The organism is Nocardiopsis sp. NPDC006938, from assembly GCF_042869555.1.
GTDB lineage: Bacteria > Actinomycetota > Actinomycetes > Streptosporangiales > Streptosporangiaceae > Nocardiopsis.
Genome location: NZ_JBIAGA010000002.1, coordinates 513,457 through 529,969 on the forward strand (window position 1 = coordinate 513,457; position 16,513 = coordinate 529,969).

The window sequence follows — 16,513 nt, forward strand, 5'->3', positions numbered from 1 at the left end:
GAGCCGCGCAGTGCAGGACCACACCAGGAAGCGCGGGCCCAGGCCCACCACGGCCCAGACCCGGCAGCGCATCCTGGACGCGGCGGCCGAGGTGATGGAACGCCTGGGCCTGGCCAACGCCACCACCAAGGAGATCGCCCGCTCCAGCGGCTACTCCGAAGCGACGCTGTACAAGCACTTCGCCGACAAGTCGGAGCTCTTCCTGGAGGTACTGCGGCACCGGTTTCCGCCGTTCGTCGCCGAACTCGCCGCGCTCCCCGAGCGTGTGGGACGCGGTGACGTCCGGGCGACCCTGTGCGACGTCGTCGTCGGCGCCGTGCCGTTCTTCCGGCACGGCGCGCCCATGCTCGGCTCCCTCTTCGCCGAACCGGCCCTGCTTCGGCGCCACCGCGAGGGCCTGGACGCCCACGGCGCGGGACCGCACAACGTCAACCGCGCCGTCGCCGGGTATCTGGGTGCGGAGCGCGACCTCGGCCGGCTGACGCCGGACACCGACCCGGACGCGACGGCGGCACTGCTCGTCGGCGCCTGTTTCCAGCGCGGCTTCCTGGAGGCCTTCGGCGGCGGTGCCGAGGGCCTCCCGCCGCTGGACCGGTTCGCCGCCGATCTCGTCAGCTCGTTGCGTGTCCTGCCCCGCGACGCGGTGGACGGATGACGCGGGGCGGGGGCGAGGCCGCGCCTCGCTACCCGCTGCCCGGGGCCTACGTGGACCAGGTGTAGCTGACCACGCCGCTGATGGCGTCGTACCCGCTCCGGGTGAAGGCCTCGGCCATCGGGACGTTCCCGAGGTCCGTGGCGGCCCGCGCGTAGGTCGCGCCCGCGTCCCTGAGCACACGGGTGCCCTCGGCGAGCAGGTCGTCGATGTAGCCCTTGCCCCGGTGCTCGGGGAGCACCGCGACGTAGCTGATGATGGGGTGATACGCGTTCCGCGCCGGAATCACGAAGCCCACCGGGGCTCCGTCGGGGAGCGTCGCGACCCGCCACCACTCGCGGGGCGTCGTGTAGTTCGCGAACTCGTCGGCGAAGTTGGCCGCCGCCACCTCCGCGGCGGAGCTCTTCTGGAGGTCCAGGCGGTCGTGCGCGTCCAGTGTGCCCTCCAGGGCCCGCGTCATGAGGCCGAGGATGTCCTCCTCGCCCTCGATGCCGCGGAAGGACAGACGGCCGCTGTCGCGGGGGAGCGGGCTGTCGGCCCTCCATTCGTAGCGCAGGCGCTCGACCAGGGGCACGGCTCCCGACCCCTCGATCACTCTCAGGCGGGTTTTCACCCGGCGCCGGGAGGTCTCGTCCCCGCGCCAGTCCGCCACGTCGAAGCGAAGGAACTCCGGCGGGGGAGTGTCGCCCAGGGCGACGGGCTCGCCACCGGGGAAGAGGCTGGTGTTCGCGGTGCGCAGCAGCTCCTCGGCGACGGCGGTGAGGTCGACGTCGCGCGCGTCGTCGTCCACGTCGAACAGGTCGAGGAGGAAGGGGGTGTCGTCCTGGGTGCGGCACCACCAGGACATGCGGGCCAGGAGGCGGTCGCCGTCGAGGGCCACCCACATCCAGGAGGGGCGCCGACGCCCCTCGGCGAGGTCGTTGGCGAGCTCGTCGTTGAGCGTGTACGGCAACCGGTTGAAGAGGTCGAGTTCCTCGGGGCCGGTGATGGGGCGGATGGTCAGGGCGTTCGGAAGAACAGTCACATCTGCGCTTTCGGTGTGTGTGCCTGCGCCGGTAGGGTCAGTGGCGGGCGCAGACTCCGGAAGGGGCGGTCGCGGTGTTCGCGGGGGGACGCCGCCCGCACCTTCCTTCTCGTCGCCGCGTCGGGGGTCGGCGCGGCCCTGGCATGTATACCGGTGGCTTTCGCTCGCCCACAAGTCCCTTTTGGGCGAGGCGTGTTCCGGTGCGTGTGCGCGTCGGGTTGTCCACAGGCGGGACGAAACCGGGTGGACCCGTACGGTTCCGGTGGGTCACCATGCCCGTATGAGCCGAGCATTCGAGGACCTCGTCACCGAGGCCGCCGCCGAACCCACCGAGGGCTGGGACTTCTCGTGGTTCGGAGGCCGCGCCACCGAAGAGCGGCCCACCTGGGGGTACCAGCGACTGATGGGTGAACGGATGGCCCGGGCCACCGCCGCCCTCGACATCCAGACCGGCGGTGGTGAGGTCCTCGCCGGAGTCCCCACCCACCCGCCGCTCACCGTCGCCACCGAGGGCTGGCCGCCCAACGTCTCCCGGGCCGCCCGCCTGCTGCACCCCCGGGGCGTGGCGGTGGTCGCCGACCCCGACGAGCCCCCGCTGCCCTTCGCGGACGCCTCTTTCGACCTGGTGGTGTGCCGCCACCCCGTCACGGTCTGGTGGGACGAGATCAGCCGGGTCCTGACGCCCGGTGGCACCTACCTGGCCCAGCACGTGGGACCGTCGAGCGTCTTCGAGCTCGTCGAGTACTTCCTCGGCCCGCAGCCCCGGGACACACGCGAGGCCCGCCATCCGGACCACGACCGGGCCGGGGCGGAGGCGGCCGGGCTGGAGGTCGTCGACCTGAGGTCGGAACGGCTCCGGATGGAGTTCCACGACGTCGGCGCGGTCGTGTACTTCCTGCGCAAGGTCGTGTGGATGGTCCCGGGCTTCACGGTGGAGGGCCACCTGGACCGGCTCCGGGAGTTGCACGAGCGGATTCGGGAGCGGGGGCCGTTCGTGGCTCACTCGGCCCGCCACCTCGTCGAGGCGCGCAGACCGGAGCGGCCCGAGGAGTGAGGGCGGGGCCCGCCGGGGACCCCGGGCGGTGTCCACGCCCGTGACCCCGCCGGGCCCCGCGAGGGTCTTCCCACCCGGGCGGCCCGGGAGTCAGCCGGCCTTGACGTGCTGGACGACCTCGAAGCCCCAGATCTCGCTGTTGCTCGCCGCCGGCCCGCCGTGGCCGCCGGGGGCCTGGCCATCCCGCCGTGCGTCGGCCGCCGCCTGTGCGTGGCCCGTGCGGAAGGCCTGGCCGTTCACCCAGTTCTGGAAGTCCTCCTCGGACCGCCACCGGGTGTAGACCAGGTACTTGTCGGTGCCCTCGACCGGACGCAGGAGCTGGAACTCCTCGAACCCCTCCTGGTTCTCCACGAGCCCGGCCCGCTTGGCGAACCTCTCCTCCAGGGTGGAACCCCCACCCTCGGGAACGGTCAGGACGTTGAACTTCACGACACTGGTCACGCGTGTACCTCCGGACGGATCGTTGCCTGTCAGGGCCAACCTAAGGGACCCCGAACGCCCGATGGCGGCGGGCACCCCGTACCCCGTGTCCGCCCAGCGCGTCGGGGCGCGGTCAGCGCAGACCGTGCTTGCGCGCCACGATCCCCAGCATCGCCGCCCGGGGCAGCAGCCGCCGCAGGGCGAACACCAACGGGGCGTTGCTGCCCACCGCGTACAGGGGGCGCGGCCGCCGGGCCTCGACGGCGCGCAGCACCGTCCCGGCGACCCGCTCCGCCGAGATCCCCCGGGCCTCGTTGGCGTTGAGCGTGCCCACCATGGTCCGGTACTCGTCCAGGAAGGGGGATTCGTCGCCCACGTACTGGGTGCGCCGTTCACTGATCCCGGTGTTGATCGACCCCGGTTCCACGGTGGTCACCGCCACCCCGTACGGGGAGACCTCACGCCGCGCGGCGTCGGCGAAGCCCTTCAACGCGGCCTTGGTCGCCACGTACGACGACCGGTAGGCCAGGGGGAAGCTGGCCAGCATCGACCCCACCATCACCACGCGCCCGTACCCGCGCTCCCGCATCCCCGGCAGCACCAGCTGGGTGAGGCGGACCGCGCCGAACACGTTGAGCCGGAACACTCGCTCCACGGCCTCCATCGGCAGTTCCTCGATCGGGCCGTTCTGGCTCTCGCCCGCGTTGTTGACCAGCACGTCCACGGGGCCCGCCGCCCGGGCGCAGGCCTCGACCGACGCGTAGTCCGTCAGATCCAGGGCCAGGTACTCGACGCCGGGAACCGGGGTGGGGACGGTCTCCGGGTCACGGCTGGTTCCGAACACGCGGTAGCCGCGCCCGACCAGGACGGCGGCCACGGCGGCGCCGATCCCGGACGAGGCGCCGGTGACCAGGGCGGTGCGGCGGGCGGAGGAGGACATGGGGGCGGCCCTTCGGTTCGGGGACGGGGCGCGCACCACAGTAGCCGTACCCGTCCGGGCGGCCGCGCTCAGTCCTTCCGGCAGTCCTCCAGCACCAGGGAGAGGCCCGCGCCGAGCAGCCACAGGTCCTTGGACAGCGGGACACCGTCGGGTGTGGGCGCCAGGCTGCGCGGCCGGTGCATGCCGGGCGTGCGCAGGTACATGCCGAGCAGACCGGCGGCGAACGCGGTCAGTCCGGCGCCCGCCAGTCGGTTCGGTACGAGGGGGAGCAGGAGTGCGGTCCCCAGGGCGATCTCCCCGGCGGACAGGAGACGGGCGAAGGTGACCGGGTCGACCCTGTCGAGGAACGGGTAGGTTCCGACGGCCATCCCGTGCAGTCCCATGGCGGTGTCCTCGTCGGCTCCGCGCTTGTCCAGCCCGGAGTTGAGGATGGAGGCGCCGGTGGCGGCGCGCAGGACCAGCTGGTGGGGCTTCGGGTGACGCATCACGTGGGCTCCGCGGAGAATCGTCGACGACGTTGAGTAGGGGGAATGCTACGCGTGGTGGTCGCCGTGTTCCGGTCCCCGCGCGCGGGTGTCGGGGGATCGCCTCCTCCGAACACGGAAAAAGACGTTGCGCGCGGGACGGTCGCTCCTCACGGCACGACGCCCTCTCCGCCGAGACCATGGTGGGCCGCGCGGGTACCCCGGACGATGTGGCGGCGGTCGTCGAGTTCCTGGCCTCGCCCGACGCCTCCTGGACCACCGGCCAGGTCCTCGGCGTGAACGGCGGCGCCCTGCCCGGCCGCTGAACCGCCGACCCCCGTCCGTCCACAGCGGCTTGTACGCTCGCGGAGCCGTTCTAGGGTCGTGCCCATGCACACCACACCCCCCCCGTCTCGTCGACATCACTCCGGAGAACGTCGGAGCCGCCTGCGACCTGCGTGTCCATCCGCACCAGGAACGGTTCGTCGCCGTCGCCCCGGTGGAGCGTTCGCTGGCCGAGGCCTGGGCAGCCGGACCGGACATCGCCTGGCCGCGACTCGTCCTGGTGGGAGAGGAGACCGTCGGGTTCGTCATGGGCGGCTTCGACCCCGGATCGGAGGTCGACGCCTTCCGCTGCGGGATCTGGCGTCTGAACGTGTCCGCGGCGCACCAGGGCCGCGGCTACGGACGGTTCGCGGTCGAGGCGGTGGCCCGGGAGGCCCGGCGCCGGGGGAACACCCGGCTCACCGTCCTCTGGGTTCCCGGGGAGGGCGGTCCGGAGGGCTTCTACCGGGGCGCGGGCTTCACCCCGACCGGCGAGGTGGTGGCCGACCAGGTGGTCGGGGAAAGGTTCCTGGACTGACAGGGGTCCTGGCCGGAAGCGCCCTACCCGTGGCGCCTCAGGCCGGGTGCGGTCGCACCGGACACGGAGTCCGTCGACGGCGCGGGCGGGTGCCCGCGCCCGTCGCGGACGCGGACTGCGAGGAAGGCCGCACCAGCGAGCGCCGCCGCACCGCCCGACGTCAACACCAGAAGCCGGGCGCCCCCGGTCCCGGCCAGGGCTCCCGCCACGTACCCCGCCAACAGGCAGCAGGTGACCGTCCACCGGAACGCCGCCCAGGCCCGGCCGTGTTCCGAGGGCGCCACCCGGGTCCAGATCGCCGTGGCCAGCGCCGTGTTGAACACCCCGTTGCACACGCCGCCCACTCCGAAAGACGCCACGGCCGCCCAGGGGACGGCCACCACGGCGGGCAGCGCGATCATCGCTCCCATGCCCACGGCGCTCAGCGGCATCGACAGCCGGTGCGGGGCCAAGCCGCCGAAGAGCGCCCCGCCCGCGACGATCCCGGCCGCCCAGGAGGCGACCGCGAAGCCGTAGCCCGCCTCGCCCACACCCACGAAGCCGGTCAGCACGAACACCCCCGACACCGCCTCCACCGAGGTACCCAGGACCACGCCCACCACGCACAGCGTTCCGGCGGTGCCGAACACGGCCGGGGAGGCCAGCCGCCGGAAGCCGACCCAGGCCCCCGCGTCGGACGCGGCCCGCTCGGTGGTGACCGAGCCCCGGTGGTGCGCGACCGCCCCGCACAGGGCGAGGACGAGCAGGGCACAGCCGGTCACGGCCAGCAGCGTCCCCCGGCTGCCGAGGGCGAACGACACTCCGCCCAACGCGGTGCCCAGGACGGCCGCCGTACCGGTCGCGGCCGTGTTGGCCCGCGCGGCGCGGTTCTCGTGGCCCCGTGCCAGCGATCCCAGCAGCTTGCTGCCCACCGGCCCCAGGACCGCTCCGATCGTACTGGAGACGGCCACGCCCGCCACCAGGTGCCAGGGGGCGTCGAGCCGGGCCAGGGTCAGGAACACCCCGGCCTGGAGGGTCAGGCCGAGCGGCCACCACCACCAGCGCGGGGAGCGGTCGGCGACCACTCCGCCGACCAGGCCGAACAGCAGGCCCGGGATCGCGGAGGCGAGCAGGACGGCGGCGAGGAAGGCGCTGGAGCCCAGTTGGACGGCGTGCAGGGCGAAGGCGATGTCGGCGAACCGCTGACCCATCGTCGCCGAGAACAGTCCGCCGACCAGCAGCCAGGCACGCCAGCCCATCCGTCACCGTCCCCTGATCGCGGTCGTTCCAGGGGACGCTATTCGGCTCGGTAGGGCGGTGTCACCGGGTTTTCGCGGTGTCCCGGCCGCCCGGGGGCACCTCAGGTGACGGCTCAGCCCTCGCCGGTCAGGCGGCTCCGGGCCTCGTCGGCAGCGGCGCCCATCGGGTCCTCCACGATGCCGCCGATCGTGTCCGCCTGCTCCTGGAACCCCTGGACGCCCTCGGCCACGCTGTCGGTCACCCCGCCCAGGGCCTCCTCCGCGACGCCCTGCCCGTAGTCCTGGCCGACCTCCTGGAAGGTGCCCACGGCCTCCTCGGCCCCGCCGCCGACCTGGTCCAGGGTCTGGCTCACCCCGTCGGTGACCTGTTCCGCCGTGTCGCCGAACAGACCCTTGAACCAGTCGATCACGTCACTGATCATCGCTCTTCGTTTCTTCCGTGGGCCGAGGCCCGGTTGGGAGTCGTAGGAACCCTTCTACCCGGCCGGAGTAAGTACCCCGTAAGGGATTCCAGCGCCTCGGGTGGTCGCCGGGACGCGCGTTCCGCGTGGTGTCCGGCCGGGCGGGAAAACCCGTGGCGCGGGGTGAGCGGGCCGTGCATGATGACGGTGCCGTGACAGCCAGGAGGTACCCGCACATGATCGGTCGGATCGACCCCCACGACGCCCGTGTCTTCGACTCCTGGTACTCGGCGTACCGGAGGGCCTGGCTGGCGGACCGGGAGAACGCGGCGGTGATCCCGCGCGAGGCCCTGCGCGGCGCGGTGACGGCCGACCGCGACGATGTCGCCTACCTGCTCCACGCCGCTTGGGAGGGCGACCGCGTCGTCGGCACGCTCATGCTGGAGCTGTCCGCCCAGAACACCGAGAACGCCGAGATCGTCGTCACCGTGCTCCCCGACCGTCGCGGCCGGGGCCTGGGTTCCCGGCTGCTCGCCGAGGCCGAACGGGTGATGGAGTCGCACGGGCGCGGGGTCGCGGTCGCCGAGGTCCCGTTGCCCCGGGGGCGGTCGAGGGACACCTGGCCGGGGGCGCGCTTCGCCCTCCGGCACGGGTTCGCGGTCGGGTTGGAGGAGGACTCGCTCCTCCTCGACCTGCCCGTGGACCCGGTGCTCCTCGCACGGTTGCGCCCCGACACCGGCGGCTACCGGTTGCGCTCGTGGACGGGGGCCTGCCCCGACGACCTCGTCGGCTCCCTCGCCGACCTGTACACGGTCATGCAGCGGGACATGCCCACCGGCGACATGACGTACCGGCCCGAGGTGTGGGACACGGCGCGGGTCCGCGCCCTGGAGGAGCGCAGGGAGCGGGCGGGCACGGTCTGCCTGGTCACCGTCGCCGAGGCGCCCTCGGGCGAGCTCGCTGGCTTCACGGTGATCTCCCTGGTGCGGGGTGAAGCCGTCGCCGGGCAGGAGGACACCCTGGTGACGTCCGCGCACCGGGGCCACCGCCTGGGTCTGGCGCTGAAGGTCCACAACCTGGAGCGGCTGGCCCGCGACTTCCCGGACTACCCCGCGGCGCGCACCTGGAACGCGGTGGGCAACGAGCACATGCGCGCCATCAACCTGCGACTGGGGTTCCGGGTCGAGGAGCGCCACCTCGAACTCCAGCGCCCGGGCGGCGGACCGGCCGCCTAGACGCCCTGTCGGGAGGGAACCGGCCCCGGTGTGGGCGCGCGGCCCGGCGTGTGCGATCCTTCCGGAGGCGTGACCTGTCTTCGGGCTGGTCAGGGCCTGTGCGGTTGGTCACGAGCGCTGGGATTACCGGTTATCTCTGATTTAAGATCGGGTTAATAGGAAATACGGGGAACGTCCTCTCGTGTTCCCCGAGTTCACCCGTCCGCAGTATGCAAAGGACCCTCATGCGTCGCGCCACCCTCGCCGTCCCCGCCGCCCTGGCCCTGTTCGCGGTGACCGCCTGCGGCGCCCCCTCCGAGAACGCCTCGCGTCCGACCGAGGACGCGGCAGGTTCCCAGGAGCTCAGCACCCTCGTCGTCGGGGCCACCGCCGTTCCGGCCGGCGACATCCTCGCGTTCGTCCAGGAGGAGCTGGCCGCCGACGCCGGCCTCGACCTGGACGTCCGGGAGTTCTCCGACTACATCGCGCCCAACGCGGCGCTCGCGGAGGGGCAGCTGGACGTCAACCTCTACCAGCACGAGCCGTTCCTGCTGGAGTACAACGAGGGCAACGGCACGGACCTGGTCGCCGTCGAGAAGATCTACCTGCCGCCGCTCGGCCTGTACTCCAACCGGGTCGACGCCGTCGACGAGTTGGAGAAGGGCGCCGAGGTCGCGCTCCCCAACGACCCCACCAACGAGTTCCGTGCGCTGCTGCTCCTCCAGGAGGGCGGGCTGATCACGCTCGCCGACGATGTGGACGAGGCCACCTTCAGCCTGTCCGACATCGAGGACAACCCGCTCGACCTGCGGTTCCGTGAGGTGGAGGCGGCGCAGCTGCCCCGCTCCCTGGACGACGTCGACGCGGCCATCGTCAACAACAACTACGCGCAGGAGGCCGGACTCGACTTCGAGGAGGACTCCATCCTGCTGGAGGAGGTCGAGGGCAACGCCTACGTGAACGTGCTCGCGGCCCGCTCCGACAACGCCGACGACCCGCGCGTCGCCACCCTCGTCGAGCTGCTGAACTCCCCGGAGACGGTCCGCTTCATCGAGGAGGAGTACCAGGGCAGCGTCATCCCCGCCGCCGCGTAACCGGGCGCGGGGACACCGCCGACGGCCCGGGGTCAGGGCTCCGACAGGAACGCTTCCAGCGCGTCGAGCCAGGCCTCGGGCCGGTCCACGTGGGTCATGTGCCCCGCCCCCTCCAGTACCACCGCCCGCGCGTTGGGCAGGTAATCGGCGGCGCGCTCCGCGGACGAGGCGGGAAAGGTCATGTCCTCCCGCCCGTGCAGGAACAACAAGGGGGCGGCCAGGGCGCGCAGCCGTTCGGGGCCCTCGGGGGGCCGGGGCGAGTCCAGCGCGCCCGCCACGAAGCGGTTCAACCACTCCGCCGACCACGTGACCCGCTCCAACAGGGACAGGTAGGACGGCAGCCGCTCCGGGTCGCGGACGTTGGCCTCGGCCCCCGCCACGGCCGCCTCGTGTACCAGGGCGGGGCCGCACAGGTCCGACTCCGCCCAAACCCTGGCCTCGGCGGCACGCAGGGCGGTGCGCTCGGGCCAGGGCCCGAAGTCGTCGTCGGTGACCGGCCACAGGGTGCTCGACGCGATCACGGTCCGCCGCACCCGGTCAGGGACGGCCAGCAGGACCCGCTGGGCGATCTGCCCTCCCGCCGAGAACCCCAGCAGGTCGAAGCGGTCCAGCTCCAGACGGTCGGCGAGGACGACCAGGTCCTCGGCCGCGGCCTCGAAGGAGTAGCCGCCCGGCCCCAGCCCCCGTGTCGAGCGCCCACAGCCCCGCAGGTCGGGCATGAGCACGCGTCGGCCCAGGCGGTCCAGCGGCTGGCGCAGGTAGCTGTGGTCCCAGTCGGGGCCGCCGTGGACCACCAGGAGGGGCGTCCCGGTATCGGGTCCCAGGGACGACAGGAACAGGGTGACCTCGGGGCGGTCCCGGACGGTGACGAATTCTCCCATCCCCCGAGTCTGACAGCCCCGCCGTCACCGGGTCGCGGCGCGGTCCGCCCTTCGGGGGCCAACGGAGTCCGGTGCCCCGAAGGGCGGGTCGGGGCTCGCCTCCCGGGGGAGGCGAGCCCCGGTGCGCGTTACCAGGCGCCGAAGGTGGCGCCACCGTCCGTGGAACGCGCCACCCGCAGGTCGGCCACCACGATGACCTGGTCGTCGTCCGCGTGCAGCGCCTCCGGCGAGCCGGGCAGCTCTCCGGTGCGCTCCCAGGTCTGCCCGGTGTCGTCGCTGCGGTACACCCCGCCGTCCACGGCCACACCGAACACCGTCGACCCGCCGGGAACCCAGTCGACCAGGGCCAGCGGCGGGGCGTCCGGCACCGCCGAGAACCCCGCCCCGCCGTCGGTCGAGCGCGCGGGTCCACGCGGGGTGGCGGCCACGACGGTCGCACCGTCGTCGGAGACGGCCAGGTCGGCCGCCTCCACACCCGGGTCCAGGTCCGTCCAGGTCACCCCGTCCCCGGTGGCGCGCAGCGTGCCGTCGAACCCGACCACCAGCTCACCAGCGGAGGCCAGTGCGTGGAAGTCGGACTCACCGGCCAGGGAGAGCGCCTCCCAGCTCCGGCCGCCGTCACGGGTCTCGATCAGCCCGACGGGGTCGGGCATGTCGGTGTCGCCCTCCGGGTGTCCGCTGGCCAGGTAGTGGCCCGGGCCCCGGACGGTGAACCCCATGAGGTCGACGGCGGGTCCGACGTGCGCCGGGACGGTCGCCTCCCGGGTGGGCCGGTCCGGGGCGGGCAGTGTGTACAGGCCCGCGTGCGAGGCCACCAGGACCTCGCCCGACTCCGGGTCCACCCCGGCGCCGTGCACGTGCTGGGCCTCCTCCGGCAGGGCCACGCCCAGGGTGTTCGTCGCCCCGTCCGCGGTCCGTGGTGGCGCTCCGCCGTCGCCCTCCGCCGCCCCGCACGCCGAGGCGACGGCCACCAGCACCGCGGCCGCCAGCGCGGACAGGGGGCGGGCACGGCCGTGTGTTCCGTGTCGCATGTTCTCGTCTCCAGGCTCTCGGTTCCGATCCGTCCGATCCGGTCCGGGGCGCGGGGGCGGCGCGGCGCACCGCCCCCGCGCGGACCTCAGTGACCGGAGTGGTCGCCGTCGCCGCCGTCCTCGCTCGGGCCCGCGTCCTCGGAGCCCTGGTCGCCGGAGCCGTCGACGCCCAGCATCTCGTTCATCTGCCGGATCTCGCCCTCCTGGGCGTCGATGATCTCCTGGGCCAGCTCGCGCGCCTCGGGGTTGACACCGTCGTCGAGTTCGGCCCGGGCCATGTCCACGGCTCCTTCGTGGTGCAGCACCATGAACTCCAGGAACAGGGTGTCGAACCGTTCGCCTTCGGCGGCCTCCAGCTCGGCCATCTGGTCCTCGGAGAGCATGCCGTCCATGTCGGAGTGGTCGGTCTCCGGCTCCCGGTCGGCGCCCCAGGAGTCGAGGAGCGCCTCCATCTGCTCGATCTCCGGGCCCTGGGCGTCACGGATCTCCACGGCGAGTTCTCGCACCTCCTCGCCGGCCCGGGTCTGGGCCAGATCGGCCATCGTGACCGCCTGCTCGTGGTGGGGGATCATCATTTGCGCGAACATCACGTCCGCGTCGTTGGACTCCGCCACCCGCTCCTCGCTCTCGGGAGTCGTGTCGGCGGTGCCGTCGCCCCCGTCCCCGCAGGCGGTGGCGAACAGGGCGGTGGCGAGCGCGGCGGCGGCCGCGGTGAGGGCTCGCTTCTTCAGGGCACGCTGGTACGAGGTCATGTCGACCCTTCCTCTGTGATGTCTCCTCGCCGCGCGGGAACCGGGTCCGGCGCGGCCGTGGGGTGGCGCGGGGGCGCGCGGTCGGCACGGTGGGTGCCGGTCCCGCGCGGGCATCTAGACGCGCAGCACCTGGAGACGGGCCAGGGAGGGCTGGTCGGGGGTGGGGACGGGCGGCAGGGGCGCCCGCCGCAACGGGGTGGAGGGGTCGGCCGGGGGGCCGGGCCAGCGCGCGAAGGCGATGGCGGCCACTCCGAGCAGCACCACGGCGAAGGAGCCGAGGGTGAGGCACACCGAGGTCGGGTCGAGCTCGGGCAGGTCCGGTGCGCTCGCGGAGGCGGCCATCGCCGCGTGGGCCGAACCGGAGGGAGCGCCGTCACCGTGGTCCCACGGGGTGCCGGCGACCTCGGCGACGTGGGGGAGGGCCGAGGGGCGGCCGTCGTCGGTCTCGGCGTACAGCGGCACCGCGTGCGGTGCCGGGACGGGTTGGCCGAGCTGGATCGCGGGGGAGCCCGACGGGGCGTGCCCGTCGTGCTGGAGGTGGCCCAGCGTGTGCATGGCGGCGAAGCCGAACAACAGCACGGCGATGAGCAGGGCCCGCGCCCAGGCGGGTCCCGTGCGGCTGCTCGGTTCCCACGGCGACATGTGCGCCAGCATACCCCTACCCCGATGGGGTACGAACGCGGGGTGCCCGGGCGATCACCCGAGGTCGAACGGGTAGGGGCCCGGCACGTGCGCGTGCCGGGCCCCGTCGGAGAGCTCCTACGGGAGGTACTGCGGCTTGCTGGCGCGGCTCTCGTGGTGCAGCCGGTGCACGGCGGTCACGTAGTACGTGGTGTCACCGGACTCGGGGACCGCGAACGTCGCGGACCCGTCGTCGCCCGCGCGCACGGTGCCGAGCATGGTGCGCGGGTCCTCGATCCCGCAGGGGGCCTGGCCCCGGGCGGGCCGGCCGTCGAAGCCGTACACCGCGTAGTAGGCCGGTGCCTCACCCGGCCCCGGCGTGATCTCCAGGGCACCCGCGCCGTTCACCCCCACCCTCGGAGGGGCCGGGACGGTGCCGCCCAGGTCCTCCTTCACCGGTACCAGGGCCGGGCTCGAGTAGTGGTTCTCGACGACGATGTCCATGGCCTCCTTCGCGTTGGTGCGCAAAGAGGTGGCGCTGAAGTACACGTCGCCCTGGACACCCGGGTGGTCGCGGTTGAAATCCAGGTGGGAGGAGAGCTCGTTCGGGTCCTCCCAGGCTCCGGCGTTGCCCGCCTTGTAGGCCGCCTGCCCGATGTACAGGTGGGTGTCGGTGCCCGCCGCCACCTCCTCCCACCAGGGGACGAGCACGGAGTAGTCCGCGACGGGCAGACCGATCTCCCAGTACACCTGCGGGTTGATGTAGTCGAGCCAGCCCTCCAGCACCCACTTGCGGCTGTCGGCGAACTGGTTGTCGTAGGACTGCGAGCCGTTGGTGTCGGAGCCGTTCGGGTCGGTGCTGGAGTTGCGCCAGATCCCGAACGGGCTGATCCCGAACTTCACCTGCGGCTTGACGGCGTTGATCGCGTCGCTCATGCCCTCGACCATGAGGTCGACGTTGTCGCGCCGCCAGTCCTCGACGTCGTCGAACCCGGCCCCGTGCTCGGCGAAGGTGTCCTGGTCGGGGATGGTCGCCCCCGCGACCGGATACGGGTAGAAGTAGTCGTCGAAGTGCACGCCGTCGATGTCGTAGTTCTCGACGGAGTGCATCATCGCCTCGATGACGAACTCGCGTGCCTCGGGGACGCCGGGGTCGTAGTACAGCTTCCCGCCGTACTCGAACACCCAGTCGGGGTTCTGGCGCGCGGGGTGGTCCTCGACCAGGGCGTCGACGTCGTTGTGCATGGCCACGCGGTACGGGTTGTACCAGGCGTGGAACTCCAGGTTGCGTTCGTGCGCCTGCTCCACGGCGAACTCCAGCGGGTCGTACCCCGGGTCGCCGCCTTGCTCGCCGGTGAGCCACTCGGACCAGGGCTCGTACGGCGACGGCCAGAACGCGTCGGCGGTTGGCCTGACCTGGACGAACACCGCGTTGAGTCCGTTGTCGACGGCCCCGTCGTACAGGTCGGTGAGCTCGGCCTGCTGTTCCGCGGGGGTGAGGCCCTGCCGGGAGGGCCAGTCGATGTTCAGCACTCCGGCGATCCACTCGGCCCGCATCCGGTGCTTGGGCGGGGCCTCCGGGTCGGTCTCGCAGGTCGGCGGGTTCAGGGGCGCGGGCGCGGCGACGGCCTGCGGCGCGTGGACCAGAGCCGCGGTGAGCGCCGTGGCCAGGGCTCCGGCCAGGAGCGCGGTCCGGGGCCGGGTGCGCGGTGCGGCGGTGCGGGGGATCGGAGCCGAGGTCTCGTGGTCGGTGGAGGGCCGGTTCCGGTTCGGGTACGCCAAGGTTGCTCCTTCAGGCTTGCGCCGCACGGCCGGGGACACGGGAGGCGCCCCCGGTCGGGGCGCTCCTGCGGGTGTCCGTGTGCGGCGGTCAGCTCGGGCTTAGGAGAAAACCTTCATGATTTGCCCGCCGAATGCAACACTCCTACACGAGGTTGCGACAGATGGGCGGAATGAGAGCTTTTTCGTAGAAATCCCGCAATGGGGCTTTCTGTGGCCGTGTCACCGACCCACGCCTCCTCGACACGGTCAGCGGCTCTCCAGCGGCGAGGTGAGGAGTAGCCCCGCCCCGGTCGCGGTCCCCCCGCCGATCCCGTTCAGGGCCAGCTCCTGGAGGGCCTCGCCGTCCCGCACCACGGCCTCACCGGTGAAGTGGTGGCGCGCGGGCCGACCGCCCAACCTCTTCCACTGCGCCGACGTCACCTGGAGGGCCTCACCCAGCTTGGCGTCCAGCCACGACCGGAACTCCTCCTCGGGCAGGGCCACCTTCTTGCTGCGTGGCTTCCCGCCCTCCTCGGCCGGGGCCGTCTCGCGCTGGGCGGTCGGTGCGGTGACCAGCTCCCAGCGGACCGTCTCACCCTCCGTGTGCCGGACCGACGGCTGGATCGAGGCCGACACGGCACCGGGGATCTTGCCCCAGGCGGGAGCGGTGTCGGAGCTGACCACGAGCATCGTGGGAGACAGGCGTACCCAGAGCAGGCGGGCCTCGGCCTCGGGATCGGGGTCCAGGGCCCTGCGGATCGCCCGGCCCATCACCGCCCACTGTTCCATTCCGGCGCTGCGCTTGGGGTCGAGGCTGATGCGGGACAGGTACAAGGGGTTCCGATCTGGGACGTGCCGACGGGGCGGGCGGGGTGGACGGGCGCGGAGCGCCCCGGAGATTCCAGCCTATGAGGGGCGGGAGCCTGGTCGGCCCCGCGCCCACCAGGGCCGACCCGGGGCGCCCGCCTCCGAGGGCGTCGGGGCCGCGCCCCTCAGGAGACGGCCTCGCCGATACGCGGGAGCAGGTGCTCCAGGGCGTAGGGCACCGAGAGCACGGAGTTGTAGGTGACCGCGCCCCGCTCGTCCAACGACGTGGTGACCACGGCGTCGTCGCGCACCACGTCCAACGACTCGAAGACGGCGGCTCCCTCGGTGATGTCGTAGTCGGCGTCGTCACTCATCACCAGCAGCAGGTCGCCGTCGAGCAGGTCCACCCGCTCCGTGGACAGCTCCACGAAGAAGTCGCCGCCGCCGTCCCGCTCGGTGATGGCCTCCGGGACGGTGAAGCCGAGCGACATCAGGAACCGGCCCCGGGCGTCACCGGGCAGGTAGGCGCCGTACTTCCCGTCGTAGGGCAGGACGGCGGCGCCGGTGAGACCCTCGAACCCGGGGTTCTCGTCGCGGGCGCGCTGGAGGAGCTCGTCCGTGGCCGCGTTCAACGCCGCGCCCTCCTCCGGGCGCCCCAGTGCGGTGGCGATGATCTCCGTCGCCTGGTCGCGGGGCACCGTGTAGGAGGCCACGCCCTCGGGGCGGGCGACCACGGGGGCGATCTGGGAGAGGGTCGCGTAGGTGCCTTCGTCGAACCCGGCGGAGACGCCGATGATCAGGTCGGGGGCGAGGTTGGCGATCTGTTCGACGTTGGGCTCGGAGTCGGAGTCGATCCGGGTCAGCTCCGCGTCCCCGACCAGGTCGTCGGTCCAGGGGCCCAGACCGGACTCGTAGAACGTGTAGCCGGTGTTGCCGACCGGGACCAGGCCCAGCGCCAGCACCGCGTCGGCGTCGGTGACACCGAGGGTGACCACGTTGACGGGCTCCTCCTCGATGGTGGTGCTGCCGAACGCGTGCTCGACGGTCACGGGGAAGGCCCCGTCGGCGGAGGCGGACGCGGCGCCGTCACCGGCGGAGTCGTCGGAGGTCCCGCAGGCGGTGAGGGGCAGGAGGAGGGCCAGGGCGCACGCGAGGACGCGCGGGGTGGGACCGGGGGACATGGGACTCCGTTCGGCTGAGGTAAGGCATGCCTACCTTAGCCGGATCGGTGGCTTTCCCGTGGTTTCGGGTGGTTGACAGGGCGCCTCCGGTGCCGCACCCTCGCTCCTATGGGAAC

The 16,513-nt window shown here is 72.8% G+C and carries 19 protein-coding genes; 6 read left to right on the plus strand and 13 right to left on the minus strand.

Annotation, left to right across the window (positions count from 1 at the left end; genetic code table 11):
• Positions 1-10 precede the first annotated feature (10 nt).
• Complete coding sequence (locus ACFYL4_RS05210; RefSeq protein WP_387516531.1) at positions 11-655, plus strand: TetR/AcrR family transcriptional regulator; 645 nt, start codon at positions 11-13, stop codon at positions 653-655.
• Between the two features lie 46 nt (positions 656-701).
• Here the strand turns inward: ACFYL4_RS05210 and ACFYL4_RS05215 are convergent, their stop codons facing one another.
• Positions 702-1,676: a GNAT family N-acetyltransferase gene (locus tag ACFYL4_RS05215; protein ID WP_387516533.1), complete on the minus strand. Its 975-nt coding sequence runs from the start codon at positions 1,674-1,676 to the stop codon at positions 702-704.
• A gap of 280 nt (positions 1,677-1,956) precedes the next feature.
• Here ACFYL4_RS05215 and ACFYL4_RS05220 point away from each other — a divergent pair, with 280 nt between their 5' ends.
• The gene (locus tag ACFYL4_RS05220) at positions 1,957-2,730 is read left to right on the plus strand and encodes a class I SAM-dependent methyltransferase (protein ID WP_357760906.1); all 774 of its coding nucleotides are present in this window, start codon (positions 1,957-1,959) and stop codon (positions 2,728-2,730) included.
• Positions 2,731-2,820: 90 nt separating this feature from the next.
• Here the strand turns inward: ACFYL4_RS05220 and ACFYL4_RS05225 are convergent, their stop codons facing one another.
• The 3 genes from ACFYL4_RS05225 to ACFYL4_RS05235 all read right to left on the minus strand — a co-directional run bounded on the left by ACFYL4_RS05225 (position 2,821) and on the right by ACFYL4_RS05235 (position 4,575).
• Entirely contained in the window at positions 2,821-3,171 is a 351-nt protein-coding gene (locus ACFYL4_RS05225) for an antibiotic biosynthesis monooxygenase (protein ID WP_357760909.1), read from the minus strand.
• Between the two features lie 112 nt (positions 3,172-3,283).
• Positions 3,284-4,090 carry an SDR family oxidoreductase gene (locus tag ACFYL4_RS05230; RefSeq protein WP_387516536.1) on the minus strand — a complete coding sequence of 269 codons (807 nt, stop codon included), beginning with the start codon at positions 4,088-4,090 and terminating at the stop codon, positions 3,284-3,286.
• A gap of 68 nt (positions 4,091-4,158) precedes the next feature.
• Positions 4,159-4,575, minus strand: a complete 417-nt coding sequence (locus ACFYL4_RS05235; RefSeq protein WP_387516538.1) for a hypothetical protein — start codon at positions 4,573-4,575, stop codon at positions 4,159-4,161.
• 32 nt (positions 4,576-4,607) lie between these two features.
• Here ACFYL4_RS05235 and ACFYL4_RS05240 point away from each other — a divergent pair, with 32 nt between their 5' ends.
• Both ACFYL4_RS05240 and ACFYL4_RS05245 read left to right on the plus strand, forming a co-directional pair.
• Positions 4,608-4,880 carry an SDR family oxidoreductase gene (locus tag ACFYL4_RS05240; RefSeq protein WP_387516540.1) on the plus strand — a complete coding sequence of 91 codons (273 nt, stop codon included), beginning with the start codon at positions 4,608-4,610 and terminating at the stop codon, positions 4,878-4,880.
• Positions 4,881-5,053: 173 nt separating this feature from the next.
• On the plus strand, positions 5,054-5,416 hold the full coding sequence (locus ACFYL4_RS05245) for a GNAT family N-acetyltransferase (protein ID WP_357760917.1): 363 nt from the start codon (positions 5,054-5,056) through the stop codon (positions 5,414-5,416).
• 23 nt (positions 5,417-5,439) lie between these two features.
• Here the strand turns inward: ACFYL4_RS05245 and ACFYL4_RS05250 are convergent, their stop codons facing one another.
• Both ACFYL4_RS05250 and ACFYL4_RS05255 read right to left on the minus strand, forming a co-directional pair.
• Positions 5,440-6,654: a hypothetical protein gene (locus ACFYL4_RS05250; protein WP_387516542.1), complete on the minus strand. Its 1,215-nt coding sequence runs from the start codon at positions 6,652-6,654 to the stop codon at positions 5,440-5,442.
• A gap of 113 nt (positions 6,655-6,767) precedes the next feature.
• The gene (locus tag ACFYL4_RS05255; protein WP_357760923.1) at positions 6,768-7,076 is read right to left on the minus strand and encodes a hypothetical protein; all 309 of its coding nucleotides are present in this window, start codon (positions 7,074-7,076) and stop codon (positions 6,768-6,770) included.
• A 215-nt stretch (positions 7,077-7,291) separates the two neighbouring features.
• On the opposite strand from ACFYL4_RS05255, the gene ACFYL4_RS05260 reads away from it, so the two are divergent.
• Positions 7,292-8,290 carry a GNAT family N-acetyltransferase gene (locus ACFYL4_RS05260; RefSeq protein ID WP_387516544.1) on the plus strand — a complete coding sequence of 333 codons (999 nt, stop codon included), beginning with the start codon at positions 7,292-7,294 and terminating at the stop codon, positions 8,288-8,290.
• Between the two features lie 224 nt (positions 8,291-8,514).
• Entirely contained in the window at positions 8,515-9,363 is an 849-nt protein-coding gene (locus ACFYL4_RS05265; protein WP_387516546.1) for a MetQ/NlpA family ABC transporter substrate-binding protein, read from the plus strand.
• A gap of 32 nt (positions 9,364-9,395) precedes the next feature.
• Here the strand turns inward: ACFYL4_RS05265 and ACFYL4_RS05270 are convergent, their stop codons facing one another.
• The 7 genes from ACFYL4_RS05270 to ACFYL4_RS05300 all read right to left on the minus strand — a co-directional run bounded on the left by ACFYL4_RS05270 (position 9,396) and on the right by ACFYL4_RS05300 (position 16,397).
• A complete protein-coding gene (locus ACFYL4_RS05270) occupies positions 9,396-10,244 on the minus strand; it encodes an alpha/beta fold hydrolase (protein WP_387516548.1) in 849 nt (282 codons plus the stop codon).
• Between the two features lie 128 nt (positions 10,245-10,372).
• Positions 10,373-11,275, minus strand: coding sequence for a F510_1955 family glycosylhydrolase (locus ACFYL4_RS05275; RefSeq protein WP_357760935.1), 903 nt, complete (start codon positions 11,273-11,275; stop codon positions 10,373-10,375).
• Between the two features lie 86 nt (positions 11,276-11,361).
• Positions 11,362-12,027, minus strand: a complete 666-nt coding sequence (locus ACFYL4_RS05280) for a DUF305 domain-containing protein (RefSeq protein ID WP_357760938.1) — start codon at positions 12,025-12,027, stop codon at positions 11,362-11,364.
• Between the two features lie 114 nt (positions 12,028-12,141).
• Positions 12,142-12,669 carry a hypothetical protein gene (locus tag ACFYL4_RS05285; protein WP_387516551.1) on the minus strand — a complete coding sequence of 176 codons (528 nt, stop codon included), beginning with the start codon at positions 12,667-12,669 and terminating at the stop codon, positions 12,142-12,144.
• 117 nt (positions 12,670-12,786) lie between these two features.
• Positions 12,787-14,430 (minus strand): glycoside hydrolase family 10 protein, encoded by a 1,644-nt coding sequence (locus ACFYL4_RS05290; protein ID WP_387516554.1) that lies wholly within the window; start codon positions 14,428-14,430, stop codon positions 12,787-12,789.
• 246 nt (positions 14,431-14,676) lie between these two features.
• The gene (locus tag ACFYL4_RS05295; RefSeq protein ID WP_357760946.1) at positions 14,677-15,243 is read right to left on the minus strand and encodes a type I-E CRISPR-associated protein Cas6/Cse3/CasE; all 567 of its coding nucleotides are present in this window, start codon (positions 15,241-15,243) and stop codon (positions 14,677-14,679) included.
• Between the two features lie 158 nt (positions 15,244-15,401).
• A complete protein-coding gene (locus ACFYL4_RS05300) occupies positions 15,402-16,397 on the minus strand; it encodes an ABC transporter substrate-binding protein (RefSeq protein ID WP_357760949.1) in 996 nt (331 codons plus the stop codon).
• Between the last annotated feature and the right edge of the window lie 116 nt (positions 16,398-16,513).

Coding starts and splice junctions, on each gene's coding strand:
- ACFYL4_RS05220 (WP_357760906.1), top strand. CDS start 1,957: ATGAGCCGAGCATTCGAGGACCTCGTCACCGAGGCCGCCGCCGAACCC.
- ACFYL4_RS05230 (WP_387516536.1), bottom strand. CDS start 4,090: ATGTCCTCCTCCGCCCGCCGCACCGCCCTGGTCACCGGCGCCTCGTCC.
- ACFYL4_RS05235 (WP_387516538.1), bottom strand. CDS start 4,575: ATGCGTCACCCGAAGCCCCACCAGCTGGTCCTGCGCGCCGCCACCGGC.
- ACFYL4_RS05250 (WP_387516542.1), bottom strand. CDS start 6,654: ATGGGCTGGCGTGCCTGGCTGCTGGTCGGCGGACTGTTCTCGGCGACG.
- ACFYL4_RS05255 (WP_357760923.1), bottom strand. CDS start 7,076: ATGATCAGTGACGTGATCGACTGGTTCAAGGGTCTGTTCGGCGACACG.
- ACFYL4_RS05260 (WP_387516544.1), top strand. CDS start 7,292: ATGATCGGTCGGATCGACCCCCACGACGCCCGTGTCTTCGACTCCTGG.
- ACFYL4_RS05265 (WP_387516546.1), top strand. CDS start 8,515: ATGCGTCGCGCCACCCTCGCCGTCCCCGCCGCCCTGGCCCTGTTCGCG.
- ACFYL4_RS05270 (WP_387516548.1), bottom strand. CDS start 10,244: ATGGGAGAATTCGTCACCGTCCGGGACCGCCCCGAGGTCACCCTGTTC.
- ACFYL4_RS05275 (WP_357760935.1), bottom strand. CDS start 11,275: ATGCGACACGGAACACACGGCCGTGCCCGCCCCCTGTCCGCGCTGGCG.
- ACFYL4_RS05280 (WP_357760938.1), bottom strand. CDS start 12,027: ATGACCTCGTACCAGCGTGCCCTGAAGAAGCGAGCCCTCACCGCGGCC.
- ACFYL4_RS05285 (WP_387516551.1), bottom strand. CDS start 12,669: ATGTCGCCGTGGGAACCGAGCAGCCGCACGGGACCCGCCTGGGCGCGG.
- ACFYL4_RS05300 (WP_357760949.1), bottom strand. CDS start 16,397: ATGTCCCCCGGTCCCACCCCGCGCGTCCTCGCGTGCGCCCTGGCCCTC.